This is a genomic window from Mesorhizobium sp. B4-1-4, assembly GCF_006439395.2.
Taxonomy (GTDB): domain Bacteria; phylum Pseudomonadota; class Alphaproteobacteria; order Rhizobiales; family Rhizobiaceae; genus Mesorhizobium.
Genome location: NZ_CP083950.1, coordinates 749,770 through 775,986 on the forward strand (window position 1 = coordinate 749,770; position 26,217 = coordinate 775,986).

The following is a 26,217-nucleotide window of genomic DNA, read 5'->3' on the forward strand; positions in this document are numbered from 1 at the left end:
TCCGAGCCGGCAATGGGCCAGTCCCCTGCAAAACCTTCACCATCATGCGGTACACCCACAGCAGCCTGCATCCGACACGCCTTGCTTGACGCTTCGCCGCCATGTCTCTAGGACGGGCCGGCAAGAGCATGATCCCAAAAACCGGGTACCGGCTTTTGGAAAAGATCATGCTCGAACAAATAGATAGAGCCCCGTCCCGATTGCGTCGGGATGGAATAGGCTCTAGCCGTTGCTGTCGAGGCCACCGTGACGATTGAAATCCCCGCCCACATGCACCCCAGCCGTTCGTTCCAGGGGCTGATCCTGACCCTGCACAACTACTGGGCCGCCTATGGTTGCGTCATCCTCCAGCCTTACGACATGGAAGTGGGCGCTGGCACGTTTCATCCGGCAACGACGCTGCGCGCGCTTGGCCCCCGGCGCTGGAACGCCGCCTATGTCCAGCCCTCGCGCCGTCCCAAGGATGGCCGCTATGGCGAGAACCCGAACCGGCTGCAGCATTATTATCAGTATCAGGTGATCCTGAAGCCGAACCCGCCGAACTTGCAGGAGCTCTATCTCGGCTCGCTGGCGGCGATCGGTGTCGACCCGCTGCTGCACGATATCCGCTTTGTCGAGGACGACTGGGAAAGCCCGACACTGGGCGCCTGGGGGCTCGGCTGGGAATGCTGGTGCGACGGCATGGAAGTGTCGCAGTTCACCTATTTCCAGCAGGTCTGCGGCATCGAATGTGCGCCGGTGGCGGGCGAACTGACCTACGGGCTCGAGCGCCTGGCCATGTATGTGCAGGGCGTGGACAATGTCTACGATCTCAACTTCAACGGCCGTGAAGGCGCCGACAAGGTGACCTATGGCGACGTCTTCCTGCAAGCCGAGCAGGAATATTCGCGCCACAATTTCGAATACGCCAACACGGCGATGCTGCTCAGGCACTTCGAGGATGCCGAGGCCGAGTGCAAGGCGCTGCTCGATGCCGGCGCCCCGGCCTCGAACGACAATCTGCCGATGCACAGGATGGTCTTCCCCGCCTACGACCAGTGCATCAAGGCCAGCCACGTCTTCAACCTGCTCGATGCGCGTGGCGTGATCTCGGTCACCGAGCGGCAGAGCTACATCCTGCGGGTGCGCAACCTGGCGAAGGCCTGCGGCGAGGCATTTTTGAAGACGCAGGCAGGTGGGTTGGCGGCTTAGCCAACTGCTTTCGGGAATACGGCGGAGATCCTGATCGGCGCCGCGTTCTGACCGCTTGCGCTGTCGATCGTCCGCAATGCTTGCCGCACGCCCGGCATCGAGAAAGCGCCATGGACCTGCGCGCCGAAACAGGCGCTGAGCGCGAGGATCTGCAGAAGTCTGGATGCCGTTTTCATGGTCGTTCAGCCAATAGTTTCCTGCCTGAGCGTGGGTCGCTTCAGCGCTGCGTTCGGTTCATGGAAATCTTTGATCCAAGGACGGGTCGAACCACCTTGCTCCGACAGCGCGGGCAAAATTTCTGGAAAGGGTGATAGCGGGCAGCCGAGTTGCTATGCGCTCTTTACCTCCCCCTGGATGGGGAGGTCGCCGCGAAGCGGCGGGTGGGGGTGACAGCGCGATTTCCCATGCCAAAACTCGATCGGTTCAAGCTGCGTTCCGCTCAACGGCTTCGTGCGGCAATGACCGACGAGGAACGCATCCTGTGGCGACATCTATGGCGCATTCCAGTCGAAGGCACCCATTTCCGCAGACAGGCGTCGGTCGGTATCTACTTCCCCGATTTCATCTCACACCGGCTGAAGCTGATCGTCGAAGTGGACGGCGCCCACCACAGCTTCGATGATCAGCAGCGCCATGACGAGCATCGAACAAAATGGTTCGAGAGTCAGGGTTATCGCGTCATCCGCTTCTGGAACCACGAAATCAAAAACGAACTGGATTCCGTGCTCGATACGATTTATGCGGCGGTGGAAGAACGAAAATCACACCTTGGCCCGCGAGACGCCGAAGGCGCTTGAGGCTGAGACGCCGCCACCCCACCCCGGCGCTAACGCGCCGACCCTCCCCATCAAGGGGAGGGTGAGGAGCCACCCCGATGCCCGACCTGCTTCTAGAACTTCGTTCCGAGGAAATTCCCGCCCAGCCGCGCGCCCGCAGCGCCGAAGGCGCGAGGACGCGCAAACAGGAAAACGGCATGCGGGTGGAGAGACTGTGATGCCGGATCTTTTGCTCGAACTTCGTTCCGAGGAAATTCCTGCCCGCATGCAGCGCAAGGCGGCGGGGGATCTCAGGAAGATGCTGACCGACGGTCTGGTCGAGGCGGGTCTGACCTATGAGGCGGCGCGCGAGTATTGGACGCCGCGGCGGCTGACCCTCGACATCCGTGGCCTCACCGCGCGCTCGAAAGATATTCACGAGGAGATCAAGGGGCCGTCGACGACGGCGCCTGAACAGGCGGTGCAGGGATTCCTGCGCAAGGCCGGGCTGGCTTCGATCGCCGAGGCGCATGTCCATTCCGACCCGAAGAAGGGCGATTTCTATGTCGCCCACATCTCGAAGCCCGGCAGGGCGGCCGAAGAGATCATCGCCGAACTGGTGCCGGGTATCATCCGCAATTTCCCCTGGCCGAAATCGATGCGCTGGGGGCCGGCCTCGGCCAAGCCGGGTTCGCTGCGCTGGGTGCGGCCGCTGCAATCCATCCTGTGCTCCTTCGGCCCGGAGACCGAGGAACCGGTCGTGGTCGATTTCGAGATCGACGGCATCCGCTCCGGCAACGTGACCTACGGCCATCGCTTCCTCGCGCCGGGCCAAATCACCGTGAGTCGCTTCGATGACTATGTGAGCAAGCTGGAAGCCGCGAAGGTCGTTCTCGATGCCGACCGGCGCAAGGAGATCATCCTCGCCGACGCCCGCAATCTCGCCTTCGCCAACGGGCTCGACCTTGTCGAGGACGAAGGCTTGCTTGAAGAGGTGTCCGGGCTGGTCGAATGGCCCGTCGTGCTGATGGGCGAGTTCGAGGAGGCTTTCCTGGCCATTCCGGCCGAGGTGATCCGGCTGACTATCCGCGCCAACCAGAAATGCTTTGTGACGCGGCCGCAAGGCGCCGGCGATGCGCTATCCAACCGCTTCATCCTCACCGCCAACATCGAGGCCAAGGACGGTGGCAAGGAGATTGCCCACGGTAACGGCAAGGTGGTGCGCGCCCGTCTCTCGGACGCGCTCTATTTCTGGACGACCGACCAGGGCGATCTGCCTGATCTCGGCGAGCTCGACGCATCGGCGAAGAAGTTCGGCCTCGACCTGAAAAAGCCGCTCGACCAGCGCATGGCCCGGCTCGACCATCTCGGCGTCACCTTCCACGCCAAGCTCGGCACGCAGGGCGAACGGGTGGGACGCATCATGCGGCTGGCGGAAGAACTGGCGCCGATGGTGGCGAAGTCGATCTCCCCCCTTGAGGGGGAGATGGCCGGCAGGCCAGAGGGGGTCGCTTCGCATGAAGCGCCAGCGTCCTCTGTCGGCGATAAGGCGTCGCTCCCCGTCGGACCGACCTCCTCTGTCGCCTTCGGCGACATCTCGCCCTCGAGGGGGGAGATGTCCGCGCTCGCACGCCGCGCTGCCGTCCTGGCCAAAGCCGATCTCACCACCGAAGTGGTTGGCGAATTCCCCGAACTGCAGGGCGCCATGGGCCGCAAATACGCGCTGCTACAAGGCGAGCATCCATCCGTGGCTGCCGCCATCGAGGAACATTACAAGCCGCAAGGCCCGTCTGATTATGTGCCGAGCGATCCGGTGTCGGTGGCTGTCGCGCTGGCCGACAAGCTGGATACGTTGGTCGGCTTCTGGGCCATCGACGAAAAGCCGACGGGGTCGAAGGACCCCTATGCCTTGCGTCGCGCTGCGCTGGGCGTGGTCAGGATTTTGGTCGAAAACCGAATTCAATTGCGGCTGGCTTCCCTCTTCGCGAGCGCTGGCGCACGTTATTCAGGAAGTGGGGCGGATCAGATAAGCGACCTCCTCGCCTTCTTCCACGATCGCCTGAAGGTTTATCTTCGCGACCAGGGCGCCCGCCACGACCTCATCGACGCGGTGATCACCCCGCAGTCCAACGACCTCCTGCAGATCGTCCGCCGCGTCGAAGCGTTGGGTTCGTTCCTCGACAGCGAGGACGGCAGGAATCTGCTCGCCGGCACCAAGCGTGCGGCCAACATCCTGGCCGCCGAGGAGAAGAAGAAAACGCTCGTAGCCGAAACCGTTGAGCCGGCCCTGTTCAGGGAAGAGGCCGAGAAATCGCTGTTTGCGGCGGTGAATCAAGCTGAGAAGCAAGCCGGCGAAGCGATTCAAAATGAAGATTTTTCGGCTGCCATGCTGGCGCTTAGCGCGTTACGCGAACCCGTTGATTCATTCTTTGAGCATGTTCTCGTGAATGATGAGGATCAGGCGGTGCGCGCCAACCGCCTGGCGCTGCTCGCTCGCATCCGCGAGGCCACCGGCAAAGTCGCGGATTTCTCGAAAATCGCCGGTTAAGAGCCCGGAAAATATCTTCCGGCCGGCCGTTCGAGCCGGCTTACAGTCATATGACGATGATCTCTCCGTGGCAAAAGGGACATGTTCCCAACCCAACGGAGGCTTCCATGAATTCCGATCACGACATCGAAGTGACAGAAGAAACCTCGGCTCCCGCCGAGGCGCTTGAATCCGCTTCCGAAACCGATCGCGCCGCCGCCGCTGCGATCGAAGCCGCCGATCATTCTGACGAGGACGGCGACGAAGAAGATGGCGACGGCGAAGAGTCTGACGACGCCGAAGCCGCCACACCGTCGGGTGATGACGAAGAAGAGGACGAGGACGAGGACGAAGACGACACCGAGGGCGCGGTGAAGGCCGAAGGCGGCGACGACGAGAGCGAAGAAGAATCCGAAGACGGCGAGTCGGAAGACGACGACAAGGAAGAAGCCGCCTGAGATTCCAGTACGGCCTGTCGGGAAGAAAGGGCGGCGCATCGGCGTCGTCCTTTTGTCTCCCAAACGCCGGTTTGATCAGTTTTCCAGGATGCTGACGCGCACGCCGTTATCGTAGACGTCGACCTGGACCAGCGGTTCGCCATCGACGATGGCGCGTTTGGTCGAGGAACTCATCGCGCCGGGACGCTCCAGCATGCGCTGCAGATCCGCGCGTTGATCGTTGGTCCTGAACCAGGCGTCACTCTCATCGTCGCTGTCGCGACGATGGAATTTGTGCCAGTTGGCGCGGTCCTGCCGCACCATCTGCGCGGCGTCATCCAATGCATAGCCGTCGCTTGCCTGATGATCGCGATCGGAGATGCGCGCCACATAGGATCCGAGCATCTCATCCGCATGGGCCGCGCCGGCGCTCAGAAGTGACGCGAACAAAAGCCCTGCGGTGATGGTTCTGGACTTTCTCATGATCAACCCCCTTTGAAACGAAGAAATCCCGCCCGCCAGACCCGCCTGGCCAAAGCGCAGTCGGCAGCGGGCGCCGAAGCGTCATCAAGCTGTCAACGTCTTGGCACGTCCGCTGGCCGCTGGCGGCTACTTGACCTTGCCGACCCCCGAGGTGGGTGGCGTCGGTGCGGCCGCCGGTGCGATTGGCTTCTTCTGCGTGCCCGATGCCGGAGCGGCCGAGGCGGTTGCCTTGGCAGGCGTGGGCGCAGGAGTGGCCGCAGCCGGTGCCTTGCCCTGTGCGGGCGTCGAGAACGCGCTGCCGACGACCCCGCCACGAATGATCATCGGACTTTGCATGAAACCGTGCGGCGCTTCGGGCTCGTTGGGAATCGCGGCCACCTTCTCATAGGTGACGTCAGGCTGGCCGAGCGCAACGACGGACACCACATCGCTCGCCTTGGTGTCGGTCGCCTTCAGGATAAGGATGGACGGTGTCGAAGTCGGCGCGCCGGGAAAAACCAGTGAGGAGGCCTGAGCCTCGCAGCTCAACGCCAGGGTGATCCCCAGCAGGATACGCATAGACACGATGGATCGCTCCCTTTGCCCCAGTAGCCGCGATGATAGCGCGCCGGGATTGATGCCGGCTTTCGTGGAAACATAGCATTTTAGGGATTGATAATTCGCCAAGACCCATTCTTGCCTGACAGCCGGCTTGCCCAACACCCGCCATCGTACTACGCACCCCTCAACTGTGAGGTGACGAGAGTGGCTGAAATACTTGCCGCCGGCGAAGCGTTGGAGCGGGCGCTGGCTTTGCTTCAGGGCGGCGATGTCGTCGCCATCCCGACCGAAACCGTCTACGGGCTCGCCGGCGACGCCACCAATGGCATCGGCGTGGCGCGCATCTTCGAGGCCAAGGGGCGGCCGCGTTTCAATCCGCTGATCGCCCATGTCGCCGACATGGCGATGGCCGAGCGCATCGCCGTATTCGATCCGCTGTCCAGGAAATTGGCGCTTGCCTTCTGGCCGGGCCCGCTGACCCTGGTGCTGCCGCAGCGGCCCGGCAATGGCATTCATCCGCTGGTCACGGCCGGGCTCGATACGATCGCCTTGCGCATGCCGAGGGGCTTTGGCGGCGATCTCATCGCAAAACTCGGCCGGCCGCTCGCCGCACCCAGCGCCAATTCATCCGGCAAGATCAGCGCCACGACTGCGCAAGCAGTGGCGGCGGACCTCGGCGCACGCATCAAGCTGGTGGTCGATGGCGGCGCGACGCCAGTGGGGTTGGAATCGACCATCGTCAAGCCCGAAGACGGGAGATTGCGACTACTTCGTCCCGGCGGCATTGCCGCCGGGGAGATCGAGACGGAGATCGGCATGGAGCTGTTGCGTGGTGGTGCGGCCGGCGTCGAGGCACCGGGCATGCTTGCCTCGCACTATGCGCCGGGTGCGGCTGTTAGGCTCAATGCCGGCAAAGTTGGCAAGGACGAAGCGTTGCTTGCCTTCGGTCGCCAACGGGCTGAAGGCTGGCACCATGCCGCCGCATTCCGAAACCTCTCCGAAACGGCTGACCTGCGCGAAGCAGCGAGCAATCTTTTCGCCTACATGCAGGACCTCGACCGCAGCGGCGCACGCATCATCGCGGTCGAGAAGGTGCCCTCCGATGGGCTCGGTGAAGCCATCAACGACCGGCTGTCTCGTGCCGCCGCCCCTCGTGACAACACAGAGCCCACACCATAATTTTCCCACATGACCGAAACCGCAAAGACACTTGATCCCGCTCTCATCGATCGCTTCGCGGCGATCGTCGGTGCCAAATATGCGCTGCGCGACCAGCAGGACATCGCGCCTTATCTCATCGAGCGGCGCGGGCTCTGGCATGGCGCGACGGCGCTTGTGCTGCGGCCGGGCAGCGTCGACGAGGTCAGCCGGATCATGCGGCTGGCGACCGAGACAGGAACGCCCATCGTGCCGCAAAGCGGCAACACCGGGCTGGTCGGCGCCCAGGTGCCGGACAGCTCCGGCCGCGAGGTCATCCTGTCGCTATCGCGGTTGAACCGCATCCGCGAGATCGATGTCCTGTCCAACACCGTGACGGTCGAGGCCGGTGTCATCCTGCAGACATTGCAGGAGGCGGCGGATGCCGCCGACAGGCTGTTTCCGCTGTCGCTAGCCGCGCAGGGCTCCTGCCAGATCGGCGGCAACCTCTCTTCCAACGCCGGCGGCACCGGCGTGCTTGCCTATGGCAATGCGCGCGAACTCTGCCTCGGCGTCGAGGTGGTGCTGCCGACCGGCGAGGTGTTCGACGATTTGCGCAAGCTCAAGAAGGACAACACCGGCTACGACCTGAAGAACCTGTTCGTCGGCGCCGAAGGCACGCTCGGTGTCATCACCGCCGCCGTGCTTAAACTGTTTCCCAAGCCGAAGGGACGCGAGGTCGCGTTCGTCGGCCTGTCGTCGCCGCAAGCAGCGCTTTCCCTGTTCAGCCTGGCCATGGACCGCGCCGGGGCCGCGCTCACCGCTTTCGAACTGATCGGCAAGCGGCCATACGACTTCACGCTGGCGCATGTACAGGGTGTGACGCGGCCGCTGATGGAGGATTGGCCATGGTATGTGCTGATGCAGATTTCATCGGGCCGCTCGCCGGAAGATGCGCGGGCGTTGATCGAGGATGTGCTCTCGGCGGGCCTCGATCAGGACTTCGTCGGTGATGCCGTCATCGCGGCGAGCCTTGGGCAAGGCGACGCCTTCTGGAATTTCCGCGAGCTGCTGCCTGAAGCGCAGAAGCCGGAAGGCGCCTCGATCAAGCACGACATCTCCGTGCCGATCGCGTCCATCCCGCGCTTCATCGAGGCGGCCGCCGGCGCGGTGGCGTCGGTGAGTGCCGGTGCCCGCGTCGTCTGCTTCGGCCATATGGGCGACGGCAATCTCCACTATAACATCTCGCGGCCCATCGATGGCGACGACGAGGCGTTTCTCGCCCTCTACCATCCCATGAACAAGACAGTGCATGACGTCGTGCGCAGCCTGCACGGTTCGATCTCGGCCGAGCACGGCATCGGCCAGTTGAAGCGCGACGAACTGATCGCCACCGCGCCGCCGGTGGCGATCGATCTGATGCGCCGGGTAAAGGCGGCCTTCGATCCGGCCGGTATCATGAATCCCGGTAAGGTTATCTGATCCTTTCAACATCTTGTGGTCGGTGGCATTCCGATAACCATCCCTGAGATCAGCAAAATTTAACCGACTTTCTTAAGCGCGGCGGTAAGGAGCCCACGCTACTGTTTCCCCATAACGAGGCCGGGAAAACTGGCCCGGAGAGAACCGGACACCGGCTCTCAGGAGACAGACAGGAAGGCACTCTATGAACACTGGACTGAAGCCAGTCTGGGCGGGACGCAACATGCGCCTCGACCCATTCCGACTGCCGCAGGTGGTCAGCTACGCGACGCGCGATGACTATGGCGACGTGACGTTCACCATCGACCATCGTGGCGCCGTGATCCGCCGCATGCTCGAGATGAGCGGCGTGCCGGCGATCATCGCTCTGCCTGCCAACGCGTTCCGCGGCGTGGCCGCCCGCGCGATGGAGGATCCGGATGGCAATGTCACGGTGACCCTGGAACTCCTGCACAACGATCCGATGTTGTCGGTGCCGCTGCTGGTGGCCGACGACCTCGACGATGTCGCGGCCGACTGGCGCGCCTGGGCCGATGCCTACCGCCTGCCGATGCTCTTGATCGAATCGGACGGCGTGGCCCGCACCCTGGAAGAATCGCTCGGCGCCGCCATCAAGACGCTGCCGCCGCAGGATCGCCGCAAGGGTCGCGTTTCCAACACGCGCCGCCCGCGCTTCCTCGCCCGCCGCAGGGCGGGCGACCTTGGCCTCAGGCTGGTCATCGACGGCCAGGAGATCATTTCTCGGGAGTAACTTCGCCTTGCACAGTTGGCGAAACCATCAATGACAGTCTCCTTCTCCCCGTCACTATACGGGGAGAAGTGCCCGGCAGGGCGATGAGGGGCGGCGCTGACTTGGCGTTGTCCACCTCAAAACCTGATCTGACGGACGCCCTATATCGCTGCTAAATTCATTTTGCTCCAAGGTTGGCGCTGCCCCTCATCCGGCTGCCGCCACCTTCTCCCCGTATAGTGACGGGGAGAAGGCAGAAGCCGCTAGACCAGCGGCTTGAGCGCCACCCATAGCGCGCCGCCGATCAGGCCGAGGAAGATCAGCCAGCCGACCTGGTTGTTGGACCGGAACAGCCGCAGGCACTGGTCCGGATCGTTGATGTCCAGGACCGCGATCTGCCGGGCCATATGGGCGCCGGCGGCGATCAGCCCGGCCAGCGCCACCACCGGTGCCTGCGCCGACGCGAAGGCGACGGCGAAGCAGATCAGCGTGCCGCCGTAGAGCCCCGCCAGCCACGCTTTGGTGTTGTCGCCGAACAACCGCGCCGTCGAGCGCACGCCGACAATGGCGTCGTCTTCCTTGTCCTGGTGCGCATAGATCGTGTCGTAGCCGATCACCCACAGGATCGAGCCGATATAGAGCATGATGGCGGGTCCATCGAGATCGCCGAACTCGACCGCCCATCCCATCAGCGCGCCCCAGGAAAAGGCAAGGCCGAGAAACAATTGCGGCCAGTTGGTTATCCGCTTCATGAATGGATAGACGGCGACGATGGCCAACGAACAGACGCCGAGCAGGATGGCGAAGCTGTTGAACTGGACGAGCACGGCAAGGCCGACCAGGGCCTGCAGCACGAGAAACAGCCAGGCCCGCCGGCGGGTGGTCTGGCCCGATGGTAACGGGCGCGAACGGGTGCGTTCGACCTGGTTGTCGATACCCTCGTCGACGATGTCGTTATAGGTGCAGCCGGCGCCGCGCATCGCGATGGCGCCGACCAGGAACAGCACGAGATACAATGGCGCGGGCAGCAGCGAGAGCAGCGGGTCGCCAGGCCGCGGATAGGCGCTGGCCGCCAGCGCCGCCGACCACCAGCACGGCCATAAGAGCAGCTGCCAGCCGATCGGCCTGTCCCATCGCGCAAGCTGCGCATAGGGCCAAACTTGGCGCGGCAGCACCCGGTAGACCCAATGGCCGTTCGGTGCATCGGCGACACGGCCCTGGGCCGCTTTCGACTGGATAGGTTCCATGTCTATGGAGTGGCAGCAGCCGCAGAAACCGTCAAGCGGCAACCTGACCGCGGCACGCCGCCGGGCGCTGTCGCTGCGCTGGGTCGGCGACGATGCTCATTATGTCGAGCGGCCGGGCCGCATGTCGCCGCCCTATTATGGCCACGGCATGCAGCCAGGCCAAAAACTGCGCGAGGACTGGTTTCCGGTCGTCTTTCCCGGCTGAAGCGAGCGCCAGAAGATCGGCGGCGTTGCCCGCCACCGGTTGTCGGCGGGGGTAACGTTCCCGTGCGCAAATCCCGGCAAAGCGCCCGGATGTCTTGACCCGTCGTCCAGAGAGCAATAGCGGGTTCTCTTGGAACAGTCGGTATCAAGAGGTGGCCATGAACGTTCTTCTTCTCGGCTCCGGCGGCCGCGAACATGCGCTCGCCTGGAAGATTGCCGCGTCGCCTCTGCTGGCCAAGCTCTATGCGGCCCCCGGCAATCCGGGCATCGGCAGTGAGGCCGAACTGGTGAAGCTGGACATTGCGGACCACGCCGCCATTGCCGCTTTCTGCAAGGACAAGAACATCGACCTTGTCGTGGTCGGGCCGGAAGGGCCGCTTGTCGCCGGCATCGCGGACGATCTGCGCGCCGAAAATATCCGCGTCTTCGGGCCTTCGAAGGCCGCCGCACGGCTGGAAGGCTCGAAGGGTTTTACCAAGGATCTCTGCGCCCGATATAACATCCCGACCGCCTCCTATGGCCGTTTCAGCGATCTCGCCTCCGCCAAGGCCTATGTCGAAAAGACTGGCGCGCCGATCGTCATCAAGGCCGACGGGCTGGCCGCCGGCAAGGGGGTCACTGTCGCCATGACGCTGGACGAGGCGCGGGCGGCCCTCGATGCCTGTTTCGAGGGTTCCTTCGGCGCAGCCGGCGCCGAGGTGGTGATCGAGGAATTCATGACCGGCGAGGAAGCGAGCTTCTTCTGCCTTTGCGACGGCACCACTGCGTTGCCCTTCGGCACCGCGCAGGATCACAAGCGCGTCGGCGATGGCGACGTCGGTCCTAACACCGGCGGCATGGGCGCCTATTCGCCGGCCCCGGTGATGACGCCGGAGATGGTGGAGCGCACCATGCGCGAAATCATCGAGCCGACCATGCGCGGCATGGCGGAACTCGGCGCGCCCTTCACCGGCATTCTCTTCGCCGGCCTGATGATCACGGATAACGGGCCGAAGCTGATCGAATACAACACCCGCTTCGGCGATCCGGAATGCCAGGTGCTGATGATGCGGCTGAAGGACGATCTGCTGGTGCTGCTCAACGCCGCAACCGACGGCCAGCTTGCGCATATGTCGGTGCGCTGGCGTGACGAGGCGGCGCTCACCGTGGTGATGGCGGCGAGGGGCTATCCCGGTACGCCGGAAAAAGGCTCCGTCATCCGCGGTGTCGAGGACGCCGCGGGCGAAGGCGTCCAGATGTTCCATGCCGGTACGGCAATCAACGGCGGTGCGCTGGTTGCCAATGGCGGCCGCGTCCTCAATGTCACGGCGACCGGCGCCACGGTCGGCGAGGCGCAGAGGCGGGCTTATGCCGCGCTCGACCGGATCGACTGGCCGGATGGATTCTGCCGCCGCGATATCGGCTGGCAGGCGGTGGCGCGCGAGCGGGCGGGCTGACGTCCAGATGACAGGTTACTGCTGGCCGTGATCGAGCTCGGTCGAAGCGGTGCTGACCGGGTCGGCGGTGGCAAACGCGGCGTCTAGTTGCGCGGGCGAGCGCTGTCCGGTCCGCTTCCAGGCGACATATTGGACGATGCCGAAGCCTGACCGTCGCGGCACCGTCTTCACGACAGGCATGCGGAACCCGTCGCGGAATTTTGACCAGCGCGAGCCGAGCACCGCGACCATTTCCTCCAATGTCGGCGGCGTCGCCACATCGGCATAAATGATGGTGGCCTTGCCGGCCAACGCCGCTTCCCTCGAGAGCGGCACCGGCACGCTGGCAAGATAGTCGGACGGCACGTCGATCAGCCCGCCGAAGGGCCATTGCTGGCGCAATGTGACGGCATCCGTCGGCACGACGTTGACGTCGATGTTGTCGGGCGTGCCGGCAACCCTGTAGGGGCAACGGAAGCGGCCGCAATTGGCCTGCGACGAGAACTGCCAGAGCGCGTAGCCCCGCCAGTTGCCCATCGGGAAATGCACGTCGATGTCAGGCTTGTAGCGCGCGTACCAGAGTGGCAGCCGCGACAGGAGCCGGTATTTGTAGTGGTTGTCGGCGATGAACTGGGCGGTCTTGCCGTTGGTGTAGAGCATCGGGAATCGTCCAACCCGCCGATGCACCTGGCGCACAAATTCCTCGGCATCGTCGAGCGACATCCATTGCGAGGGATCGTTGCCTTCGAGGTCGAGAGCCATGAGATCGTCGGGCGCAGGATCGGCGAAATCGAGGAAATTGTTGGCCTGCTCGACCGGATTGCCGGGGCGGGCGAGGTGATAGGCACCCCATTTCAGTCCGAGCGCCTTGGCGACGACCCTGCGCGTCTGGAACAGTTCGCGTGTCACCGCGTGGCGTTTCCACAACGCTTTGCACAGCTTCACCTCGGTATCGCCGCCGGAGCAGAAATAGGGCGGCGGCATGCCGTCGGAAGCCTTGTTGATGAAGGCGACGATGCGCTTGTCGGTGGCAAGTTGTGCCCAGTCGATGGAATTGTATTCGTAGGCGTCGACGACCAGCGCGCGGTCGGCGTTCTTCCACGGCTCGGAGAAGTCCGAACCCTTTGCCGCTGTCGACAACGCCACGGTCGCCGCAAAAGCCAGAGCCGTCAGTGCGTGTCGCCAGAAAATATACAGAGGTTTTAGAGAAGCGGCATCCCCAGGGAAAAAGAGTTTGACGAGCGTTGGCACAGCGCTCTTTGAACGGCGATGGAAACGCCTTGGCAATTTCAAAACAGGGAATCCCCGTTGATCAAAGGCAAATCCTGAACCGTCATGGTTAAGGAATGCTTCTCGATGCTGGGAACACCCCGTGCCAGGTTAGAACACACCGCCAATACCAATTCCGCCACTGATGTCGGGAGGGGGGGCGGCGGGACGCGACGATGGCGAACGCGAGGGCGTGGAGGTCTTTCGGCTCGCCGCTCCCTTTTTGCGCAGCGGAGCGGCGTCCGACGCGACCTTCGCCGGCTTGACCTTCACGATGACCGGATCTTTGCAGACACGGCCGGAGTGCAAGAAGAGATCGCCCAGAAGTTCAACCGTTGGCTCGGTCGCCGACGCGGCCCGCTTGGTGTTCTTATAGTAGTTGTTGAGAGCTTGGACCGAGTGCTTGCCCCAATCCCCATCGGCTGTCATGCGATAGCAGCCCAAGCGGCGCAATTCCGTCTGGATGTTGCGTGCGAGGTCGGTCGCTTTCGCAGGGCCCGGCTCACCTGCCGATGTGCCGACGATCAATGTTTCAAGACCGGAAACCACGCTTTGCCGGGCTCCTTCAAGGCTGGCAAGCTGCGTACCTCCCGGTTCCGGCGAAGCGCCGGGCGGGACTGAAATTTCGGCCGATCGCAATGTTTGTCCCACGATAAGCACGGCGGTCTGTAGGTCGTTGGAAGCAAGCTCGACCTGCAGTTTTTTCTTGGCGGCCGGATCCGAGAGAATGCGAGACAGGCTAGCGCTCAACTGAGCCGGGTCGAGCTCTTGTTGCTCGGTGAAATAGAACTGCTCACGAAGGTTCGACTGGTCCCATGGAACCTGACGACCTGCGGTGAGTGCCTCGGTCTCGTTGCGAACGCGGATCATCATATCCGAGATGCTGAGCCCGGGAATCTCCACGTTCCTCAACAGGGCTGTGGTAAAGGGGCTGTTGTCCCCCGAGCCATCGGCCGTGATGTTGCCTGGCTGGGTCGCGAAGGCAACAAACGTGTTTTCGCCCACTTCGACCTGGGCAAGGCCATCCATGATGCTGGCGCCTTTGCCGACCGGGTTGTTCCGGCAAGCGTCAAGAAAAATAAATGTCTGCCTCTCCCGGTTGGAAAATTTTGCGATCACGTCGTTTAGCCTGATCGCGCCCGCGGTCAGTTTTTCCAGGGTTACGGGATCGGGTGTATCGACAGGCAGGAGATAGTTCTCTCTCTGCAACTGAACGCCGTGACCGGCGTAGAAGATCACCACAGCGCTGGCGGTTGCGAGTTTGCTGTCGGCCCTGTCAAAGAGCTTGGCAAACCCGTCCGACGAAAGATCGAGCCCCGTCAGCACGTCGAAATTCAGCCTTTTCAGACTTTCGGAGAGTTGTGTGGCGTCGTTTACCGCATTGGTCAAATGTTGAAGGCGGGTGCTTCGGTAATGCGAATTGCCAATGACGATGGCAAGCCGCTTGCTTGGCTTTGACGCAAGCACTTCCTCGACCGCGGCTTGGGCACCCATCGAGCCGAAAAACACGACCAGCAGAACCGCAGCAAAGTGCCGGAAGAAACTGTAGGTCATGTCACGGGCTCGTTTCAGCTGCGACAACGTTCGCGCCGTCGAAGTGTCCGTCCGGCTGATGCGCCGTCCCCTCGGACGGCGGAAACCCATATCTCCGAAGACCACTGAATTTTACACCACAAACCGCCTCAAAGAAAGGGCGAGGGTCTCGCGACCGCGTTTGATCGGCCGAGCGGGGCGGCGCGAACCATCGTCTTACACGTGCTTCAAAAGGCTCGCTTGGCAAGGACCCCAGCCGCGCCGGCATGCGGAAGCCGATTCGATGCGAAACCATATCTTCCCAGGGCGTAACCTGTCATAATCGTCATAGTGCGATCGCAGTATGCTGAGCGCGCACGCTGAAGCCGGACGGATATTTTGAATATCGTCGGCGAATTGCATCCCTGATTATTATTGTCTTACTTGTAACAAAGAGGGGAAATGACAATGATAGCAAGGAAATGGTATTTTGACCCGGTCAACGCGATTGCGCTCTCGATCGGTGCTATGTTCGTCCTCCTGCCTTCGAAGGCAGCCGCCTGCATTTTCGTTGGTGAGGGAACTGTTCTGTCAGGGCAGTGCTATCTCAACGGCATAGCCAACGGCGCGGTTGTCGACACGTCCCTCGATGCGCTTCTGGGTGTTGTCGATGACGCAATCGAGTCAGATGTCGGCCTTGCGAACGGGCCCCCGCAAGCTCTGTCGACGCCGTTCGGCGTCTTCGCTTCCGGCCAGTTGGCGCACACGGAGCACGACGGCTTCACGATTTCACGGGGACCGATCGTGACCACCGGACCGGACTTCGACGTTGACGAATTTTCCGCTGCGGTCAGCGTGGACTTCAACGCTGCAAAGCATTTCGGTTTCGACAATGAGCACGGACTAAACTTGGGTCTGTTTGGCGGTTATGCATCGGCCAAGGTAGACGCCAATGCGCTCGGTTTCTTTCCTCCTAACGGCGAAGCCACCAACAGAAGCGGTATGTTCGGCGGTTATGGGCTCTATCGTCGCGGCACCAGCTATATGCTTGTGGCTGCATCGGCGTTCCTCGGCAACACCGATGTCGAAAGCACAGGCCTCGGCTCCGGCACGTATGACACACAAGGCTACGCCGTAACGGGGTCGATCGGCCACATCTTCAACTTGACCGATCGGGTGCGGTTCGATCTGCGTGGTGGATTGCTTGGTGTTAGTTTCACCGGCGACGAATACACGGACAGCTCTGGCGTTTCGTACGGAAAAAGCCGCCTGTCATTTGGCGCAATCAAGTTCGAACCTGGAGTTTATGCCGATTATCAACTCGGGAACGGTATGGTGATCAGCCCTTACGCGCGAGCCGATCTGCAGCAGCGCTTCGGCTATTCAAACACCGCGAGCGTATCCGGTATCGAGAGTAACTTCGAAGATGCGTACTTCTCGGCGGCGGTGTCGGCAGGCTTCAATCTGAAAATGTCCCAATCGACCACCGTCAGCAGTGAGATTCGGGGCAAGTGGTCCCAAGACAGCTCGACCGTCAGTGGCAAGCTGGGCGTAAAGATCGCCTTCTGAACATAGACGACAGGATGGTCATTTCCGTGGCCGGCAACGCAAGATGCTTGGCGGACGATTATCTGGCTAGCGCCGGACCCGGCGGAAATTCAATCGGGTCGGACGCGGGCTCCTGCTGCAGCGTGCGTTCGGCGGCGCGCTTGTGGTGGTGGGCCAACGAGCGTTGCGGCGAGCACAATATGCCGCGATCCGACCCGTAGGCCGCACCATGTTCCCGCCTGCCCTCATGGTACCAGACCCGGTGCGCGATAGGGCAGGCCGCATTCGATGCAGCGGTAAGCGTCGGGTCTGGCGAGCATGAGATGTTCCGGTCGGCTGGTTGTGGTCTCGCCGGTCGACTTGATCCGGCTTCGACGGAATTTAGGCCAGCGCGATTGCAAAATCCGCGTGACAAAGTTTGACGTTTACGTAAAAAATTGGATCCGTAGCATTGAGCGTTCATCAGTGTTCGCGAACGTGCATTTTGGACCATTGATTTTGTTGTGCTATCTGGCTTGAGTGTTCGCGAGTGTTCACATAATATGATCCTGTGTTCATCAGCGCCCGTCATTGTGCATCTTCATTTTGTGGGGTCGATTGTGGGGTCGAGATATCGGCCCACGATTTTCAAGGGGTCATAGATGCGAGGCATCAATCTTTTATCGGATCGCGAAGTTAAGGCGTTCAAAGGGCCAGGTCGTTTGAGCGACGGCGGGGGCCTGTACTGGAATGGGGCGACGTGGGCGTTCCTTTACACATTCGGCGGTCGTCGTCGTGAGATGGGTTTCGGTGCGATGTCGCTTGCCGCCGCGAGGGGTTTGGCCGGCGAGTGTCGCGATCAAGTCGCTAGTGGCGTCGATCCGATTGAAGCGCGCAAAGCGGATCGAGCGACAGGCGTCACGTTCAGCGATGTTGCCAATGAGACGTTCGCGGTGCTCAAGGCGAAGTGGCGTCACGTCGAGCGCGAGAAGATCAAATGGGACAACGCTATCAAGGCATGCAGTTCGATCGCGTCCCTTGCGGTCAAGGGGATCACGGTCGAGGATATTCGCGTCGTGCTCAAACCCTTCGATGATCGCGTGCCGCAAAAGCGCTTCATCCTTTCGGTCATTCGGCGTGTCTTTGATACCGCCGTCGCCAAGGGCTTGCGCGAGGGGAACCCTGCCGTGGCTCGCATCATGGGTCGCATCACGACGCTCGACCACAAGCATAAACACAACGCCGCTATGCAGTATGAGGACGTGCCCGCATTCGTACATGGCTTGCGCGCCAAGGTTTCGCAGGGCGCCAAGGCCGCTCGCTGTCTCGAGTTCATCATCCTAACCGGCGTTCGCAAGACCGAGGCAACGCAAATGCGCTTCAGCGAGGTCGACCTTGGTACGGCGGTATGGACGATCCCAGCCGGGCGCATGAAAGCGAACCGCCTGCACACTGTACCGCTTACGGACCGAGCGTTGACGATCATCCGCGACCAGCGGGCGCTTACGGATGGCGACTTCGTGTTCCCGCAATCCAGTGCCGGCAGGCGTGTCGGAGGGCGCGCGGTTGCGTCAAGGGGTATCACGACATCACCCGACACAACGACCGCGCCACACGCGTCAGTGAGGGGGGCGCGCGGCGCGGTTCGCGGCATGTCGCACGGTGCATTCGTTCACCTGACACCTGAGGGCGTGACCGTCCACGGCTTTCGCTCATCGCTTCGCGATTTCCTGGGTGATGTTACCGACGTCCCGTATGAGACGGCCGAGGAAGTGTTGAGCCATCGTGTCGGCGACCGCACGGTTGCATCTTATCGCCGGTCGTCGGGCCTCGCTAAGCGGCGCGTGGCGCTGCAGTATTGGGCCGACTTCATCGACGGTCGTTTGGCGATCGAAGACTGGCGCTTGGTTGATGGCGTTCCGACGAAAAACGTCAATCAAGCGGATAATGTCCAATAAATTCATAAGCATAAGGTTGCAGCGAAATGAGCGCCCCCACGAATAGCCCCACAAAAGGACAGGAATCCGCCACCGTCAACGCCAATGAAGGCGCTGCCCTGCTCGGGATCGGTCGAACGCGCTTTTGGCAGCTTCGGCAACATTACCGATTGAAGCGCGTCGAATGGTCGTCGGCAGGCCGCCCCAGGTATCGGCGTGAGGACGTGCTGGCGCTGCAAGGGCGCGCTGATGGTATGGTCGAAGGATCGCCGGAATGGGTCGCTGAGATGCATCGCCGGGCTCGTGAGGCGGCGGACGCTGCGGGCGACTAGTCGCGTGCCGTGTCGATTAGTTCTTCAACGCATTCTCCATGGCTGTGTTAGGATCTTCATCAATCTCGGCCAATAGCAGGCACATCACTAGCGTAACCCGGACTGCGGCCATGTAGCATGATCGGTTGCTTTCGAAGCCGGCCAGCGGTGTCTGGCTGCGCAGGACGCCGCTCATCATCATGGCGCTGATCTCTTTGCCGATGATCTCGTTATCGAACGTCAGAAGCACTTTAGCGTGAGCGAACGTGTTACGGATGGCTTTGATCGCTTGGAGTTCTTCGGCCATCGGCGACGTTATCAGGCCGAACGCATGACAGATCACAATCTTCGATCCGAAGTCCGACAGCGGCCCGCGGTTCTGAAAAAGCTGATCGAGCAGCGTCGATCCCTTGCTTTTCAGCTTTGAGATTATCAGTTGTTCGAGCGCTGCATCGAGTATCGCTGCGCCCGTGATCGAAACGGCGATATCAGGGAACTTGTGCAACTCATTCATGATCTCTTCGATCTCGCTAGGAGATGGAATTTTCCCCGAGAGCTTTCTGAGTTGTTTTCGCGATCCCTGCGACTTGTCGGTCATTCAGCGATTCTCCCCTTCGCCGAACTGTACCACACACCCTGTCAACGCTATCGGATAACGGCGCGCTAGTAGACCAGATTGCCCTGCTCATCCCTCATCGGATAATTCGTTCCATCATCCGCCAGCCTGATCTCAACCACGTCGCTGCGGATTCGATTTATCCGTTCGAAGATCGCCGAGATCGGCTGGTCATCGGTAAACGTGTACGCCTGTTCCTCAAAGAAGGTGGTCCACAGTTCGCTATGGTCGATGCTGCTTGTGCCCTTTGGCTCGCGGCGAAGCACTTTGGCGATGACGACACAACGGCTCATTGAATCCCTCCACGGTTGGCGCATCGGTAGCACGGGGGAACGACTGACGGTAGCTGTCACTCACGTACAGGGGAGGGCGGCGCATGCCCGATTTGCGACGATTTGGCGGACAAACTCGAGGAACACGCACGTTTTTGATGCCAAATCGATGATCTGCATAGGTTGTGGGCGCTTTGCAGAGGGTATGCATAGGATAAAAATTGGTACCCTATGCGGGCGAAACCCTTGGTGCGCAAGGGGTTGAGGGCGTTTGCATAGGATGCATAGGGTATTCGTCATCCTTTACGCGTGAAAATCGCATTGCAATAATTTGGGGGTCGAGGGGAAAACCTCCCTTCAACCTATGCAACCCTATGCACAACACCAAAAGCACACTTGCGTTTATCCTATGCACCCTATGCATCTTTGATCGCATCGACTACTTCAACACGCCATTCTTGTTGGTTCACTCGATTCTTATGACAGCATAGTTTCAATCCGCCGGTGATCATGTTCGCCTTATTGCCCAAATGTTTTCCGATCGACATGACCGACGGCAACACGCCTTTGTCCCAACCAAGCGCCATCAGCGCCGTAAACAACTCGCCCCCTGTATGTGCGACTGCGTGTGCTCGCAACTCGGTCGTTGTCGCACCCTTTTCCTTGAATGCTTCGCGTATCGCCTTGAACAATGAGACATCGGCATTCGCCGAGGCGCTTTTGTCTCGAATGCGCGCCTGAGACTTGATCGGGTTCGGGCAACCAAGACGTACAAGCGCGCCAACGACGGCGTGCGACCAATCTTCGAACCCGGCGAGTGGACGAATATGCGACGGCAACTGTCCGCCTGTGGTCATGTGCCACCGCATGATCGTCAACACGGCGAGCAGGTATTGACCGCGATTTTGCTGCACCGAGGTCATAGGGTTGAACTTGAATGTTCGGTCCTGCGGACGCTCGGTATCCGTCATCATGTCGCAGTACAAGAGGCGGCGTTCGAGGTCGTCGGAAGGCGCGAGGTTGACACCGTTCATGAACAGCGTCGCCCACTGGCGTACCTGAATGGTTGTGTTCGAACCGAGTTGACGCGGTTCAGGGCGGGGTGATGATAACCACTGTGCCAGGAGGGTATTCATCAACCGACCGTTGATGTTGTCGAGGATGCCGAACGCGATGCCCTGCAGCAATAAGGTCGCCAGCAGCTTGTCGTTCTCCTCGTTATTCGTTGACCAGAAGTATGACGGCAATTGGCGCCCTGTCACAACGAATCCGAATATTTCGCTCAGGAACGTTTTGCCGATGCCGTACCCGTTTGCACTGATGCAGAACCCAGGCACCACGTCAAACATCGAGCGACACACGCTTGTCATCAGTCCTGCGAGCGCAACGCTTTCAGACAACGTGACCTTGTCAGGATCGACCTCATACAGGCGGCGCGTTATTCCTGTGCTTTCGTCCTCGCCGGCATCGTGAAACGGGAACCCGCCCAGCAATTGGCGAACGTGGCGAAGCATCGCCCGCGCCTGACCTTCATCCGGATTGTCGAGCATCATCTTGTGATGGGTCTCAATCTCGCACAATGCGCTGACATCACAAGCGAGGTAATAACCTGTGTCGATGTCATGTCCTTGTCGTACCATCAGCGAACCGTCAGGGCGCAGCGATGGGCATCCGATCACGCCATTGAGGCGCCGGAACGAATGTGCGCTGGTCGATCGACCGATGATGGTCGGCGCAACCTTGGGCGGCACGCCAACCTCGACTGGTTTCTTTGCTTTGCCGTCATACTGCGTCGACTCGATATGTCGCGATATCACGTCGTCAAGCGCGGTTATTGTCAGAGGCGACGTGCCGAAAATCGTATGTTCTTTCTCGACTGCAATTTTCGTACCCGCATCATCCCGAACCCAAACTTTCGCCCGATACTTGTGATCCGCTAGATCAACCAATCGCCCGTCAGTGGCAAAGATCGTCACGCGATCCTTAACTGTCCTCAATGCATCGAGATACCGGTCAACACTAACAGCGTGTTCGGTTTTCTTGTATTCGACAGGTATTCTTGTCGCTTCAACAGCGTGCTGCGCGGCAGTATGTGCCTGCCAATATTCGACGACTTGCAATGCTGTAAGTCCACAGGTTTCGACAGCTCGCATAATTGCATCCGCTTCGCTCATCTGTTGTTCGTCAATAAGCGATCGAAGAAGGGCAACTATTTCGACGGAATTCTGAGTATTCATGACACAACCCCTTGACGTGAGTTGCGCGCTGACATATGTTCGTCAAGCATTATATATTCCCAACTTGACCCCGTCGCTGTTAGTCGCAGTCGGCGGGGTTTTTGTTTTCCGAGGGATTACGCGTTATCGGGTGTCGCGAATTGCTCAGGCGGGAATTGCTCAGGCGGGACTGCGGTGTCACAGCGCGCGGCAGGCGACGCTGTTGCAGTTCGGATCCTTTTTAACGGGACCGCTTCGCCCCGTCAATTTCCCGCCAGGAAGTTCATACTCATACGCGACATCACCGACGATCGTCCAACCGTAGGTTTTGGTGTCGGGCGCGAGCGCCGCTTGCTCAGGCGTTTGATGCGGCAGGCCGATCAACGCCGGGTCCATATCCTCGCACAGTTCGGCGAGTAGGCCGCGAACGGTACTCGGCTGATATTCGCGAACGAATGGGTTCGTGGCGAAGTCCGTCAACGTCTGCACAGAGACGCCAAGTTTTGCGGCGATCTCACGTCGCCGAGCGCTCGTGAACTCGCGAAACGTGAACCCCATGCGCAACTTGATCTCATTCGGAGATTTGCCACGCTTGATGTATTCACACCCGCTTTCAACTATAGGATTGAATGGTGGGGTCGCATCCATAAGTATACCTCGCAATTTTGAAACATTCGTGTTGACATGTCGTTTGAAATACACGTATCGTGATTACGCGGCAAACACAACAGGCGTTTTCATTGCCGACCGCAAATAATTCGATCGCAAATGTTCGACGTAACCCAGAGGAAGATATAATGCATTCGAATTATAAGACGGTATTTGGTCGATATTTTATTTACCGTCGCACTAGTTACTTTGATGGTGTTGCTATGATGGTCCTGCACCCTCGAGAATCCGCCAACGCTTTTCAGCGCTCGATCCCAATGCCAATAAACACCATCGACGTGCGCACCGACGACGGTTCGCTTTACCGCGTCATGCTCAGGGAAGGGCGCGTCATCGGTCGCCCCGTGCAGATCAATGAGAGGACGAACTGATGGCGACCAACATGACAGCGTACAATGACATAGTACACATGTATCGCGACAACCAGATATTCTGGACGCAAGTCGAAGCAATGTCAGCGCACAATCCGCTCCGAGACAAGCGCGAGCATGTCGTTCTGCTTGCGCAAATCCGCGCCGAACTTATACCGATGGATGATAGCATTCGTCGCGATCGCATCCCCGAGATCGCGACCGAGAAGTACGGCTATCCTGTCGACCTATTCAATCACGATTGGTTGGCGCGATGACCGATCCGCACGCCCTCGCTCAACAGGCTGCGCATGATGCAGCGGTGCGCGACCAGCGCGTACAGGGGCGCATTGACGCGATGCCTGCTCAACTGCGCTCGTTCCCGCATTGGGGATTCTACCTCGGCGACAAGGCGCCCAGGTCGGCGAGCGGCGTGCGGTTCTCGATCAACGATCCGACGTCGTGGGCGACATACGATCAACTGCGAACGGCACCGCGGGGCGACGCGATCGGCCCTACCTTCGTTGTCAACGGCACAGGATTGACGGTCATCGACCTCGACAATCCCGAGCGTGCATTTGGTTCCCTCGACGGCGAGGACCGGCAACGCGCTATTGACGCCGCAAACGTGCAGATCAATCGCCTGCTCAAATGGGCGATCGAGTGCGGCGCCTGGATCGAGCGTTCATCGTCGGGAAAGGGACTGCATATCCTCGTCTTCGGTCAAACGCCGGAAGCGAAGTATGCAATTCGCCAGTACGGCCACATTTACCGCGATGGTCACGTGCATATGACGGGCGACCTGCACCCGCGATCGAGTGCGTCCATACCGAATGCGCAATCCGCGCTGAACGAACTTATCGCCTATGCCCTATCGATCGACCTGATACGCCCGGTTGCGAAGACTGAGGGCACAACTGCCCATGTATGTGAAGAACACGGTCGCCGCCTCGATCTCAGCGACGCCCAGGTGATCGATGCGCTGAATGCTTCAAGTCGCCGGATGCTCGACGGCGAAACGCCTAGCAACTGGTCGGGCGACACGTTTCGGCTTGTGCTCGATCTCGACAAGGTCACGGGCGATCCTGAGCAGGTGCACCGCATACTGTTCGCGTCGAAGCGATTGAAGTTCGCCGGGCGTGCAGCGAACGGCGCCGACCGATACGCCCGTACCGAAGATCAGTTCGGCGTGATGCTCGCGAAGGCGCGCGCCAAGAACGACGCATACCTCTCAAAGTTCGAATGCGTCAACGGCGTGTGGCAAGCACGTACAGGGGCGCTCGACTTCAATCCTCAACCAAAGGAACCCAACCAATGAGCGATATCTCGTTAAAGCCGCCCATCCCGTTTTGGGCGACGCTTCCCCGCAAACCATACGGTCGTCTGAGCACCGGCATTTATAGGGTGGTGGTCACCGGCGCCGAGAAAATTAAACCGCAAAACTTCGACCCATATATCGCTTTCAAGTTCCTTGTGATCCTCGGCGATAATGCCGGTGTGACCTTTGCTGATCACATGTTCACCCATCATCAGGATGAGTGGGTGCAGGAAGAAGAATACCAACGCCTGTCGTGCCTAGTTCATGCCTGCGCGGTTCCTGTGCCGGGGCACGTCGATAAACTGTACGGAATCCCTCTTGAGGTTCAGATAACGACTGTTGGGCGGACCACCGTCATCACGAATTACCGGGCGGTGAACGGAATCTGGTTCCTGCCGAGCCCTGTCCTGCCGACCCCGATAGATGTGCCACATGTGCCACATGCGCCGAGCAATCACATGCCCCAGGGGCGTACAGTCATAACCGAAACCATAACCCGCTCGATTACGGCGGTACGAGAAACGCGATAAACCCCGTGTGGCAAATCACGCCCCATTGACAGCAATATCGGCAACGCAATACATTGAAAACCTTCACAAAATCAAATGGATACATCCATGACGGCAACGCCTGCAGCGGCCTGCAATAGCATGTTCAGCAACACCGACTTTTTCGGTCCCGAGATCGATGTCACCGACGACCAACACGACCGCGACCTTGCCGCCTGGCAATTGGGGCGAACGGTTCGCATGATCACCAACTTCGACTGCAGCGATGGTTCCTGTATTGAGGAACCAATGAAGCTTTGGCACGAAGTCCTCGAACTTATCCCCGACCTCGACCGCGAACTGGTTCTGCAAGCACGCTTGCTCATGCTCGCCTGCATCACGCTCGAGCGCGACAGGGCGGCAGGCGCATAAATCTGTGCAACAAGGAAATCAATTCCCAATACGTACGGTTGAGTGATATTGCCGGAAGATCGTGACTGAGCTTCTTAGGGCAACGAAATGGCATCAATTCCGAACTTCCCTGTTCGCGATCTGAAAATGAAAGAGATTACGAAGCTGGCCCATGAAAATTGGGAGCTACCGCTTCCAACTTTGCCGAGTTTAGTGCCCGTCTGCGAAGCCTTCCGAGCCAATGTTGCCCGTATTCGATTTCTTATGTTGCTTCCGACTTCAATAGCCGGAGGAATGGCTCTTACTCAAAGGGCAAATGACATTGCCGAGTTCGAATTAACGGGCAGCTTGGTGCGAGACGAGATCTCAATCCCCTCAGATATGAGGCTCAGAATAACGGCCCGTCGGTTGGAAATGCTCGGCGCCCTCAATACAGAAAAATTGGCTCGAATGGGTCAACCTGATTGGGATGAAGAGGCGGGTGAGTTTCATTTCAGCGCAGCCAAAGCCCTGGATGGACTTACTGATACGGCAACTGGTGCCTACGGATTCCTAAATATGTTAGTTGCTCATACGACGGGGACCTGGACGGCAATTGAGACCATGCTAGGCGATCTTTGGGAGGCCGCGTTAAACACGCACCCAGAAATTCTTTCATCGTTAAAGGGAAGCGCCGCGCGCATAAAGCCGTATTCCGCGAAGGGTATATCTGAACAGACCAGCGCGAAAATCGAACGAGAGTTAAAATCAGTTCCATTGGCTCTAGTTGAAAAACATCGGTTCGATCTACGTTCTAGTATGGGTTCAATTTTTCGCGAGCAGCGTCGTTTCGAATTCACTAGGCTCTCGTCTATCAGAGAGGCATACGCCACAGCTTTCAGCGAAAAAGCTGGCCGTATTGATAAGGCGCTGGGGAACAAGGCGCTAGATGAATTGAGCGCTGTTAGGAACGTTATGATCCACAGAGCTGGTTTTGCAGACGAAGAATATGTAGCCAAGTTGCGACGCCTGGACGTTCCTAAGGGTGAACTTGGTAAGCCTATTCTACTGGACGGAGAGAACGTCGCTAAGTTAATACGCAACGCCATAGGAGCCAGCAAGGAACTTATCGACGCTGTCGAGGATTGGATTAATCAACATTAACGAGCGCATCATAGCGTCCGAATGGCTGAG

26 protein-coding genes and 2 pseudogenes are annotated in these 26,217 nt (G+C 60.0%); 17 read left to right on the forward strand and 11 right to left on the reverse strand.

The window, feature by feature from the left end:
• Positions 1-270: 270 nt before the first annotated feature.
• Positions 271-1,191 carry a glycine--tRNA ligase subunit alpha gene (locus FJW03_RS03365; protein WP_181173137.1) on the forward strand — a complete coding sequence of 307 codons (921 nt, stop codon included), beginning with the start codon at positions 271-273 and terminating at the stop codon, positions 1,189-1,191.
• On the opposite strand, the gene FJW03_RS03370 is transcribed toward FJW03_RS03365, so the two are convergent.
• Positions 1,188-1,367, reverse strand: coding sequence for a hypothetical protein (locus FJW03_RS03370; RefSeq protein WP_140611060.1), 180 nt, complete (start codon positions 1,365-1,367; stop codon positions 1,188-1,190). The two genes, FJW03_RS03365 and FJW03_RS03370, sit on opposite strands and share 4 nt — an antisense overlap.
• Positions 1,368-1,595: 228 nt before the next feature.
• Here FJW03_RS03370 and FJW03_RS03375 point away from each other — a divergent pair, with 228 nt between their 5' ends.
• The 3 genes from FJW03_RS03375 (at position 1,596) to FJW03_RS03385 (ending at position 4,931) form a co-directional block, all read left to right on the forward strand.
• Positions 1,596-1,988, forward strand: a complete 393-nt coding sequence (locus FJW03_RS03375; RefSeq protein ID WP_140760763.1) for an endonuclease domain-containing protein — start codon at positions 1,596-1,598, stop codon at positions 1,986-1,988.
• Between the two features lie 196 nt (positions 1,989-2,184).
• A complete protein-coding gene (glyS, locus tag FJW03_RS03380; RefSeq protein ID WP_140760765.1) occupies positions 2,185-4,494 on the forward strand; it encodes a glycine--tRNA ligase subunit beta in 2,310 nt (769 codons plus the stop codon).
• A 107-nt stretch (positions 4,495-4,601) separates the two neighbouring features.
• Positions 4,602-4,931, forward strand: coding sequence for an ATPase (locus FJW03_RS03385; protein ID WP_140760767.1), 330 nt, complete (start codon positions 4,602-4,604; stop codon positions 4,929-4,931).
• A gap of 75 nt (positions 4,932-5,006) precedes the next feature.
• On the opposite strand, the gene FJW03_RS03390 is transcribed toward FJW03_RS03385, so the two are convergent.
• Together FJW03_RS03390 and FJW03_RS03395 are read right to left on the reverse strand one after the other, a co-directional pair.
• On the reverse strand, positions 5,007-5,393 hold the full coding sequence (locus FJW03_RS03390; RefSeq protein ID WP_140760769.1) for a hypothetical protein: 387 nt from the start codon (positions 5,391-5,393) through the stop codon (positions 5,007-5,009).
• A gap of 126 nt (positions 5,394-5,519) precedes the next feature.
• Positions 5,520-5,951 (reverse strand): hypothetical protein, encoded by a 432-nt coding sequence (locus FJW03_RS03395; RefSeq protein ID WP_319022916.1) that lies wholly within the window; start codon positions 5,949-5,951, stop codon positions 5,520-5,522.
• A 186-nt stretch (positions 5,952-6,137) separates the two neighbouring features.
• On the opposite strand from FJW03_RS03395, the gene FJW03_RS03400 reads away from it, so the two are divergent.
• From FJW03_RS03400 to FJW03_RS03410, 3 genes are all read left to right on the forward strand, one after another.
• Positions 6,138-7,112 (forward strand): L-threonylcarbamoyladenylate synthase, encoded by a 975-nt coding sequence (locus FJW03_RS03400; protein WP_181173131.1) that lies wholly within the window; start codon positions 6,138-6,140, stop codon positions 7,110-7,112.
• A gap of 9 nt (positions 7,113-7,121) precedes the next feature.
• Entirely contained in the window at positions 7,122-8,552 is a 1,431-nt protein-coding gene (locus FJW03_RS03405) for an FAD-binding oxidoreductase (RefSeq protein WP_140760777.1), read from the forward strand.
• A 184-nt stretch (positions 8,553-8,736) separates the two neighbouring features.
• Complete coding sequence (locus FJW03_RS03410) at positions 8,737-9,303, forward strand: DUF6101 family protein (RefSeq protein ID WP_140611076.1); 567 nt, start codon at positions 8,737-8,739, stop codon at positions 9,301-9,303.
• A gap of 242 nt (positions 9,304-9,545) precedes the next feature.
• Here the strand turns inward: FJW03_RS03410 and ubiA are convergent, their stop codons facing one another.
• On the reverse strand, positions 9,546-10,529 hold the full coding sequence (ubiA, locus tag FJW03_RS03415) for a 4-hydroxybenzoate octaprenyltransferase (protein WP_181165675.1): 984 nt from the start codon (positions 10,527-10,529) through the stop codon (positions 9,546-9,548).
• Between the two features lie 37 nt (positions 10,530-10,566).
• Here ubiA and FJW03_RS03420 point away from each other — a divergent pair.
• Both FJW03_RS03420 and purD read left to right on the forward strand, forming a co-directional pair.
• Positions 10,567-10,734, forward strand: a pseudogene (locus FJW03_RS03420) (phytanoyl-CoA dioxygenase); the annotation flags it as partial.
• Positions 10,735-10,891: 157 nt separating this feature from the next.
• A complete protein-coding gene (purD, locus tag FJW03_RS03425; RefSeq protein ID WP_140760779.1) occupies positions 10,892-12,169 on the forward strand; it encodes a phosphoribosylamine--glycine ligase in 1,278 nt (425 codons plus the stop codon).
• A gap of 15 nt (positions 12,170-12,184) precedes the next feature.
• Here purD and FJW03_RS03430 read toward each other — a convergent pair whose 3' ends face one another.
• Positions 12,185-13,294 (reverse strand): glycoside hydrolase family 25 protein, encoded by a 1,110-nt coding sequence (locus FJW03_RS03430; protein ID WP_226890574.1) that lies wholly within the window; start codon positions 13,292-13,294, stop codon positions 12,185-12,187.
• A gap of 234 nt (positions 13,295-13,528) precedes the next feature.
• Positions 13,529-14,971 (reverse strand): caspase family protein, encoded by a 1,443-nt coding sequence (locus tag FJW03_RS03435; protein WP_140760783.1) that lies wholly within the window; start codon positions 14,969-14,971, stop codon positions 13,529-13,531.
• Positions 14,972-15,397: 426 nt separating this feature from the next.
• Here FJW03_RS03435 and FJW03_RS03440 point away from each other — a divergent pair, with 426 nt between their 5' ends.
• Positions 15,398-16,498: an autotransporter domain-containing protein gene (locus FJW03_RS03440; RefSeq protein ID WP_226890575.1), complete on the forward strand. Its 1,101-nt coding sequence runs from the start codon at positions 15,398-15,400 to the stop codon at positions 16,496-16,498.
• Between the two features lie 58 nt (positions 16,499-16,556).
• Here FJW03_RS03440 and FJW03_RS03445 read toward each other — a convergent pair.
• Positions 16,557-16,797, reverse strand: a pseudogene (locus FJW03_RS03445) (hypothetical protein).
• A 321-nt stretch (positions 16,798-17,118) separates the two neighbouring features.
• Here FJW03_RS03445 and FJW03_RS03450 point away from each other — a divergent pair.
• Positions 17,119-18,414, forward strand: coding sequence for a tyrosine-type recombinase/integrase (locus tag FJW03_RS03450; RefSeq protein WP_140760787.1), 1,296 nt, complete (start codon positions 17,119-17,121; stop codon positions 18,412-18,414).
• A gap of 327 nt (positions 18,415-18,741) precedes the next feature.
• Here the strand turns inward: FJW03_RS03450 and FJW03_RS03455 are convergent, their stop codons facing one another.
• The 4 genes from FJW03_RS03455 to FJW03_RS03470 all read right to left on the reverse strand — a co-directional run bounded on the left by FJW03_RS03455 (position 18,742) and on the right by FJW03_RS03470 (position 22,456).
• A complete protein-coding gene (locus FJW03_RS03455; protein WP_140760789.1) occupies positions 18,742-19,302 on the reverse strand; it encodes a hypothetical protein in 561 nt (186 codons plus the stop codon).
• A 65-nt stretch (positions 19,303-19,367) separates the two neighbouring features.
• Positions 19,368-19,613 carry a hypothetical protein gene (locus FJW03_RS03460; RefSeq protein WP_140760792.1) on the reverse strand — a complete coding sequence of 82 codons (246 nt, stop codon included), beginning with the start codon at positions 19,611-19,613 and terminating at the stop codon, positions 19,368-19,370.
• 395 nt (positions 19,614-20,008) lie between these two features.
• A complete protein-coding gene (locus tag FJW03_RS03465) occupies positions 20,009-21,829 on the reverse strand; it encodes a hypothetical protein (protein ID WP_140760794.1) in 1,821 nt (606 codons plus the stop codon).
• 177 nt (positions 21,830-22,006) lie between these two features.
• The gene (locus tag FJW03_RS03470) at positions 22,007-22,456 is read right to left on the reverse strand and encodes a hypothetical protein (RefSeq protein WP_140760796.1); all 450 of its coding nucleotides are present in this window, start codon (positions 22,454-22,456) and stop codon (positions 22,007-22,009) included.
• 149 nt (positions 22,457-22,605) lie between these two features.
• Between FJW03_RS03470 and FJW03_RS03475 the strand changes: the two genes are divergently transcribed.
• The 6 genes from FJW03_RS03475 to FJW03_RS03500 all read left to right on the forward strand — a co-directional run bounded on the left by FJW03_RS03475 (position 22,606) and on the right by FJW03_RS03500 (position 26,187).
• Complete coding sequence (locus FJW03_RS03475) at positions 22,606-22,848, forward strand: hypothetical protein (protein ID WP_140760798.1); 243 nt, start codon at positions 22,606-22,608, stop codon at positions 22,846-22,848.
• Entirely contained in the window at positions 22,848-23,105 is a 258-nt protein-coding gene (locus tag FJW03_RS03480; RefSeq protein WP_140760800.1) for a hypothetical protein, read from the forward strand. The genes FJW03_RS03475 and FJW03_RS03480 overlap by 1 nt, the downstream gene beginning before the upstream one ends.
• Positions 23,102-24,145, forward strand: coding sequence for a hypothetical protein (locus FJW03_RS03485; protein WP_140760802.1), 1,044 nt, complete (start codon positions 23,102-23,104; stop codon positions 24,143-24,145). Before FJW03_RS03480 ends, FJW03_RS03485 begins: the two co-directional genes overlap by 4 nt.
• Positions 24,142-24,675 (forward strand): hypothetical protein, encoded by a 534-nt coding sequence (locus FJW03_RS03490; protein WP_140760804.1) that lies wholly within the window; start codon positions 24,142-24,144, stop codon positions 24,673-24,675. The genes FJW03_RS03485 and FJW03_RS03490 overlap by 4 nt, the downstream gene beginning before the upstream one ends.
• 87 nt (positions 24,676-24,762) lie before the next feature.
• A complete protein-coding gene (locus tag FJW03_RS03495; protein ID WP_140760806.1) occupies positions 24,763-25,065 on the forward strand; it encodes a hypothetical protein in 303 nt (100 codons plus the stop codon).
• 87 nt (positions 25,066-25,152) lie between these two features.
• Positions 25,153-26,187, forward strand: coding sequence for a hypothetical protein (locus tag FJW03_RS03500; RefSeq protein ID WP_140760809.1), 1,035 nt, complete (start codon positions 25,153-25,155; stop codon positions 26,185-26,187).
• The last annotated feature ends 30 nt before the right edge of the window (positions 26,188-26,217 follow it).

Coding starts and splice junctions, on each gene's coding strand:
- FJW03_RS03365 (WP_181173137.1), top strand. CDS start 271: ATGCACCCCAGCCGTTCGTTCCAGGGGCTGATCCTGACCCTGCACAAC.
- FJW03_RS03370 (WP_140611060.1), bottom strand. CDS start 1,367: ATGAAAACGGCATCCAGACTTCTGCAGATCCTCGCGCTCAGCGCCTGT.
- FJW03_RS03375 (WP_140760763.1), top strand. CDS start 1,596: ATGCCAAAACTCGATCGGTTCAAGCTGCGTTCCGCTCAACGGCTTCGT.
- glyS (WP_140760765.1), top strand. CDS start 2,185: ATGCCGGATCTTTTGCTCGAACTTCGTTCCGAGGAAATTCCTGCCCGC.
- FJW03_RS03385 (WP_140760767.1), top strand. CDS start 4,602: ATGAATTCCGATCACGACATCGAAGTGACAGAAGAAACCTCGGCTCCC.
- FJW03_RS03390 (WP_140760769.1), bottom strand. CDS start 5,393: ATGAGAAAGTCCAGAACCATCACCGCAGGGCTTTTGTTCGCGTCACTT.
- FJW03_RS03395 (WP_319022916.1), bottom strand. CDS start 5,951: ATGCGTATCCTGCTGGGGATCACCCTGGCGTTGAGCTGCGAGGCTCAG.
- FJW03_RS03405 (WP_140760777.1), top strand. CDS start 7,122: ATGACCGAAACCGCAAAGACACTTGATCCCGCTCTCATCGATCGCTTC.
- FJW03_RS03410 (WP_140611076.1), top strand. CDS start 8,737: ATGAACACTGGACTGAAGCCAGTCTGGGCGGGACGCAACATGCGCCTC.
- ubiA (WP_181165675.1), bottom strand. CDS start 10,529: ATGGAACCTATCCAGTCGAAAGCGGCCCAGGGCCGTGTCGCCGATGCA.
- purD (WP_140760779.1), top strand. CDS start 10,892: ATGAACGTTCTTCTTCTCGGCTCCGGCGGCCGCGAACATGCGCTCGCC.
- FJW03_RS03435 (WP_140760783.1), bottom strand. CDS start 14,971: ATGACCTACAGTTTCTTCCGGCACTTTGCTGCGGTTCTGCTGGTCGTG.
- FJW03_RS03440 (WP_226890575.1), top strand. CDS start 15,398: ATGATAGCAAGGAAATGGTATTTTGACCCGGTCAACGCGATTGCGCTC.
- FJW03_RS03450 (WP_140760787.1), top strand. CDS start 17,119: ATGCGAGGCATCAATCTTTTATCGGATCGCGAAGTTAAGGCGTTCAAA.
- FJW03_RS03455 (WP_140760789.1), bottom strand. CDS start 19,302: ATGACCGACAAGTCGCAGGGATCGCGAAAACAACTCAGAAAGCTCTCG.
- FJW03_RS03460 (WP_140760792.1), bottom strand. CDS start 19,613: ATGAGCCGTTGTGTCGTCATCGCCAAAGTGCTTCGCCGCGAGCCAAAG.
- FJW03_RS03465 (WP_140760794.1), bottom strand. CDS start 21,829: ATGAATACTCAGAATTCCGTCGAAATAGTTGCCCTTCTTCGATCGCTT.
- FJW03_RS03470 (WP_140760796.1), bottom strand. CDS start 22,456: ATGGATGCGACCCCACCATTCAATCCTATAGTTGAAAGCGGGTGTGAA.
- FJW03_RS03475 (WP_140760798.1), top strand. CDS start 22,606: ATGCATTCGAATTATAAGACGGTATTTGGTCGATATTTTATTTACCGT.
- FJW03_RS03480 (WP_140760800.1), top strand. CDS start 22,848: ATGGCGACCAACATGACAGCGTACAATGACATAGTACACATGTATCGC.
- FJW03_RS03485 (WP_140760802.1), top strand. CDS start 23,102: ATGACCGATCCGCACGCCCTCGCTCAACAGGCTGCGCATGATGCAGCG.
- FJW03_RS03490 (WP_140760804.1), top strand. CDS start 24,142: ATGAGCGATATCTCGTTAAAGCCGCCCATCCCGTTTTGGGCGACGCTT.
- FJW03_RS03495 (WP_140760806.1), top strand. CDS start 24,763: ATGACGGCAACGCCTGCAGCGGCCTGCAATAGCATGTTCAGCAACACC.
- FJW03_RS03500 (WP_140760809.1), top strand. CDS start 25,153: ATGGCATCAATTCCGAACTTCCCTGTTCGCGATCTGAAAATGAAAGAG.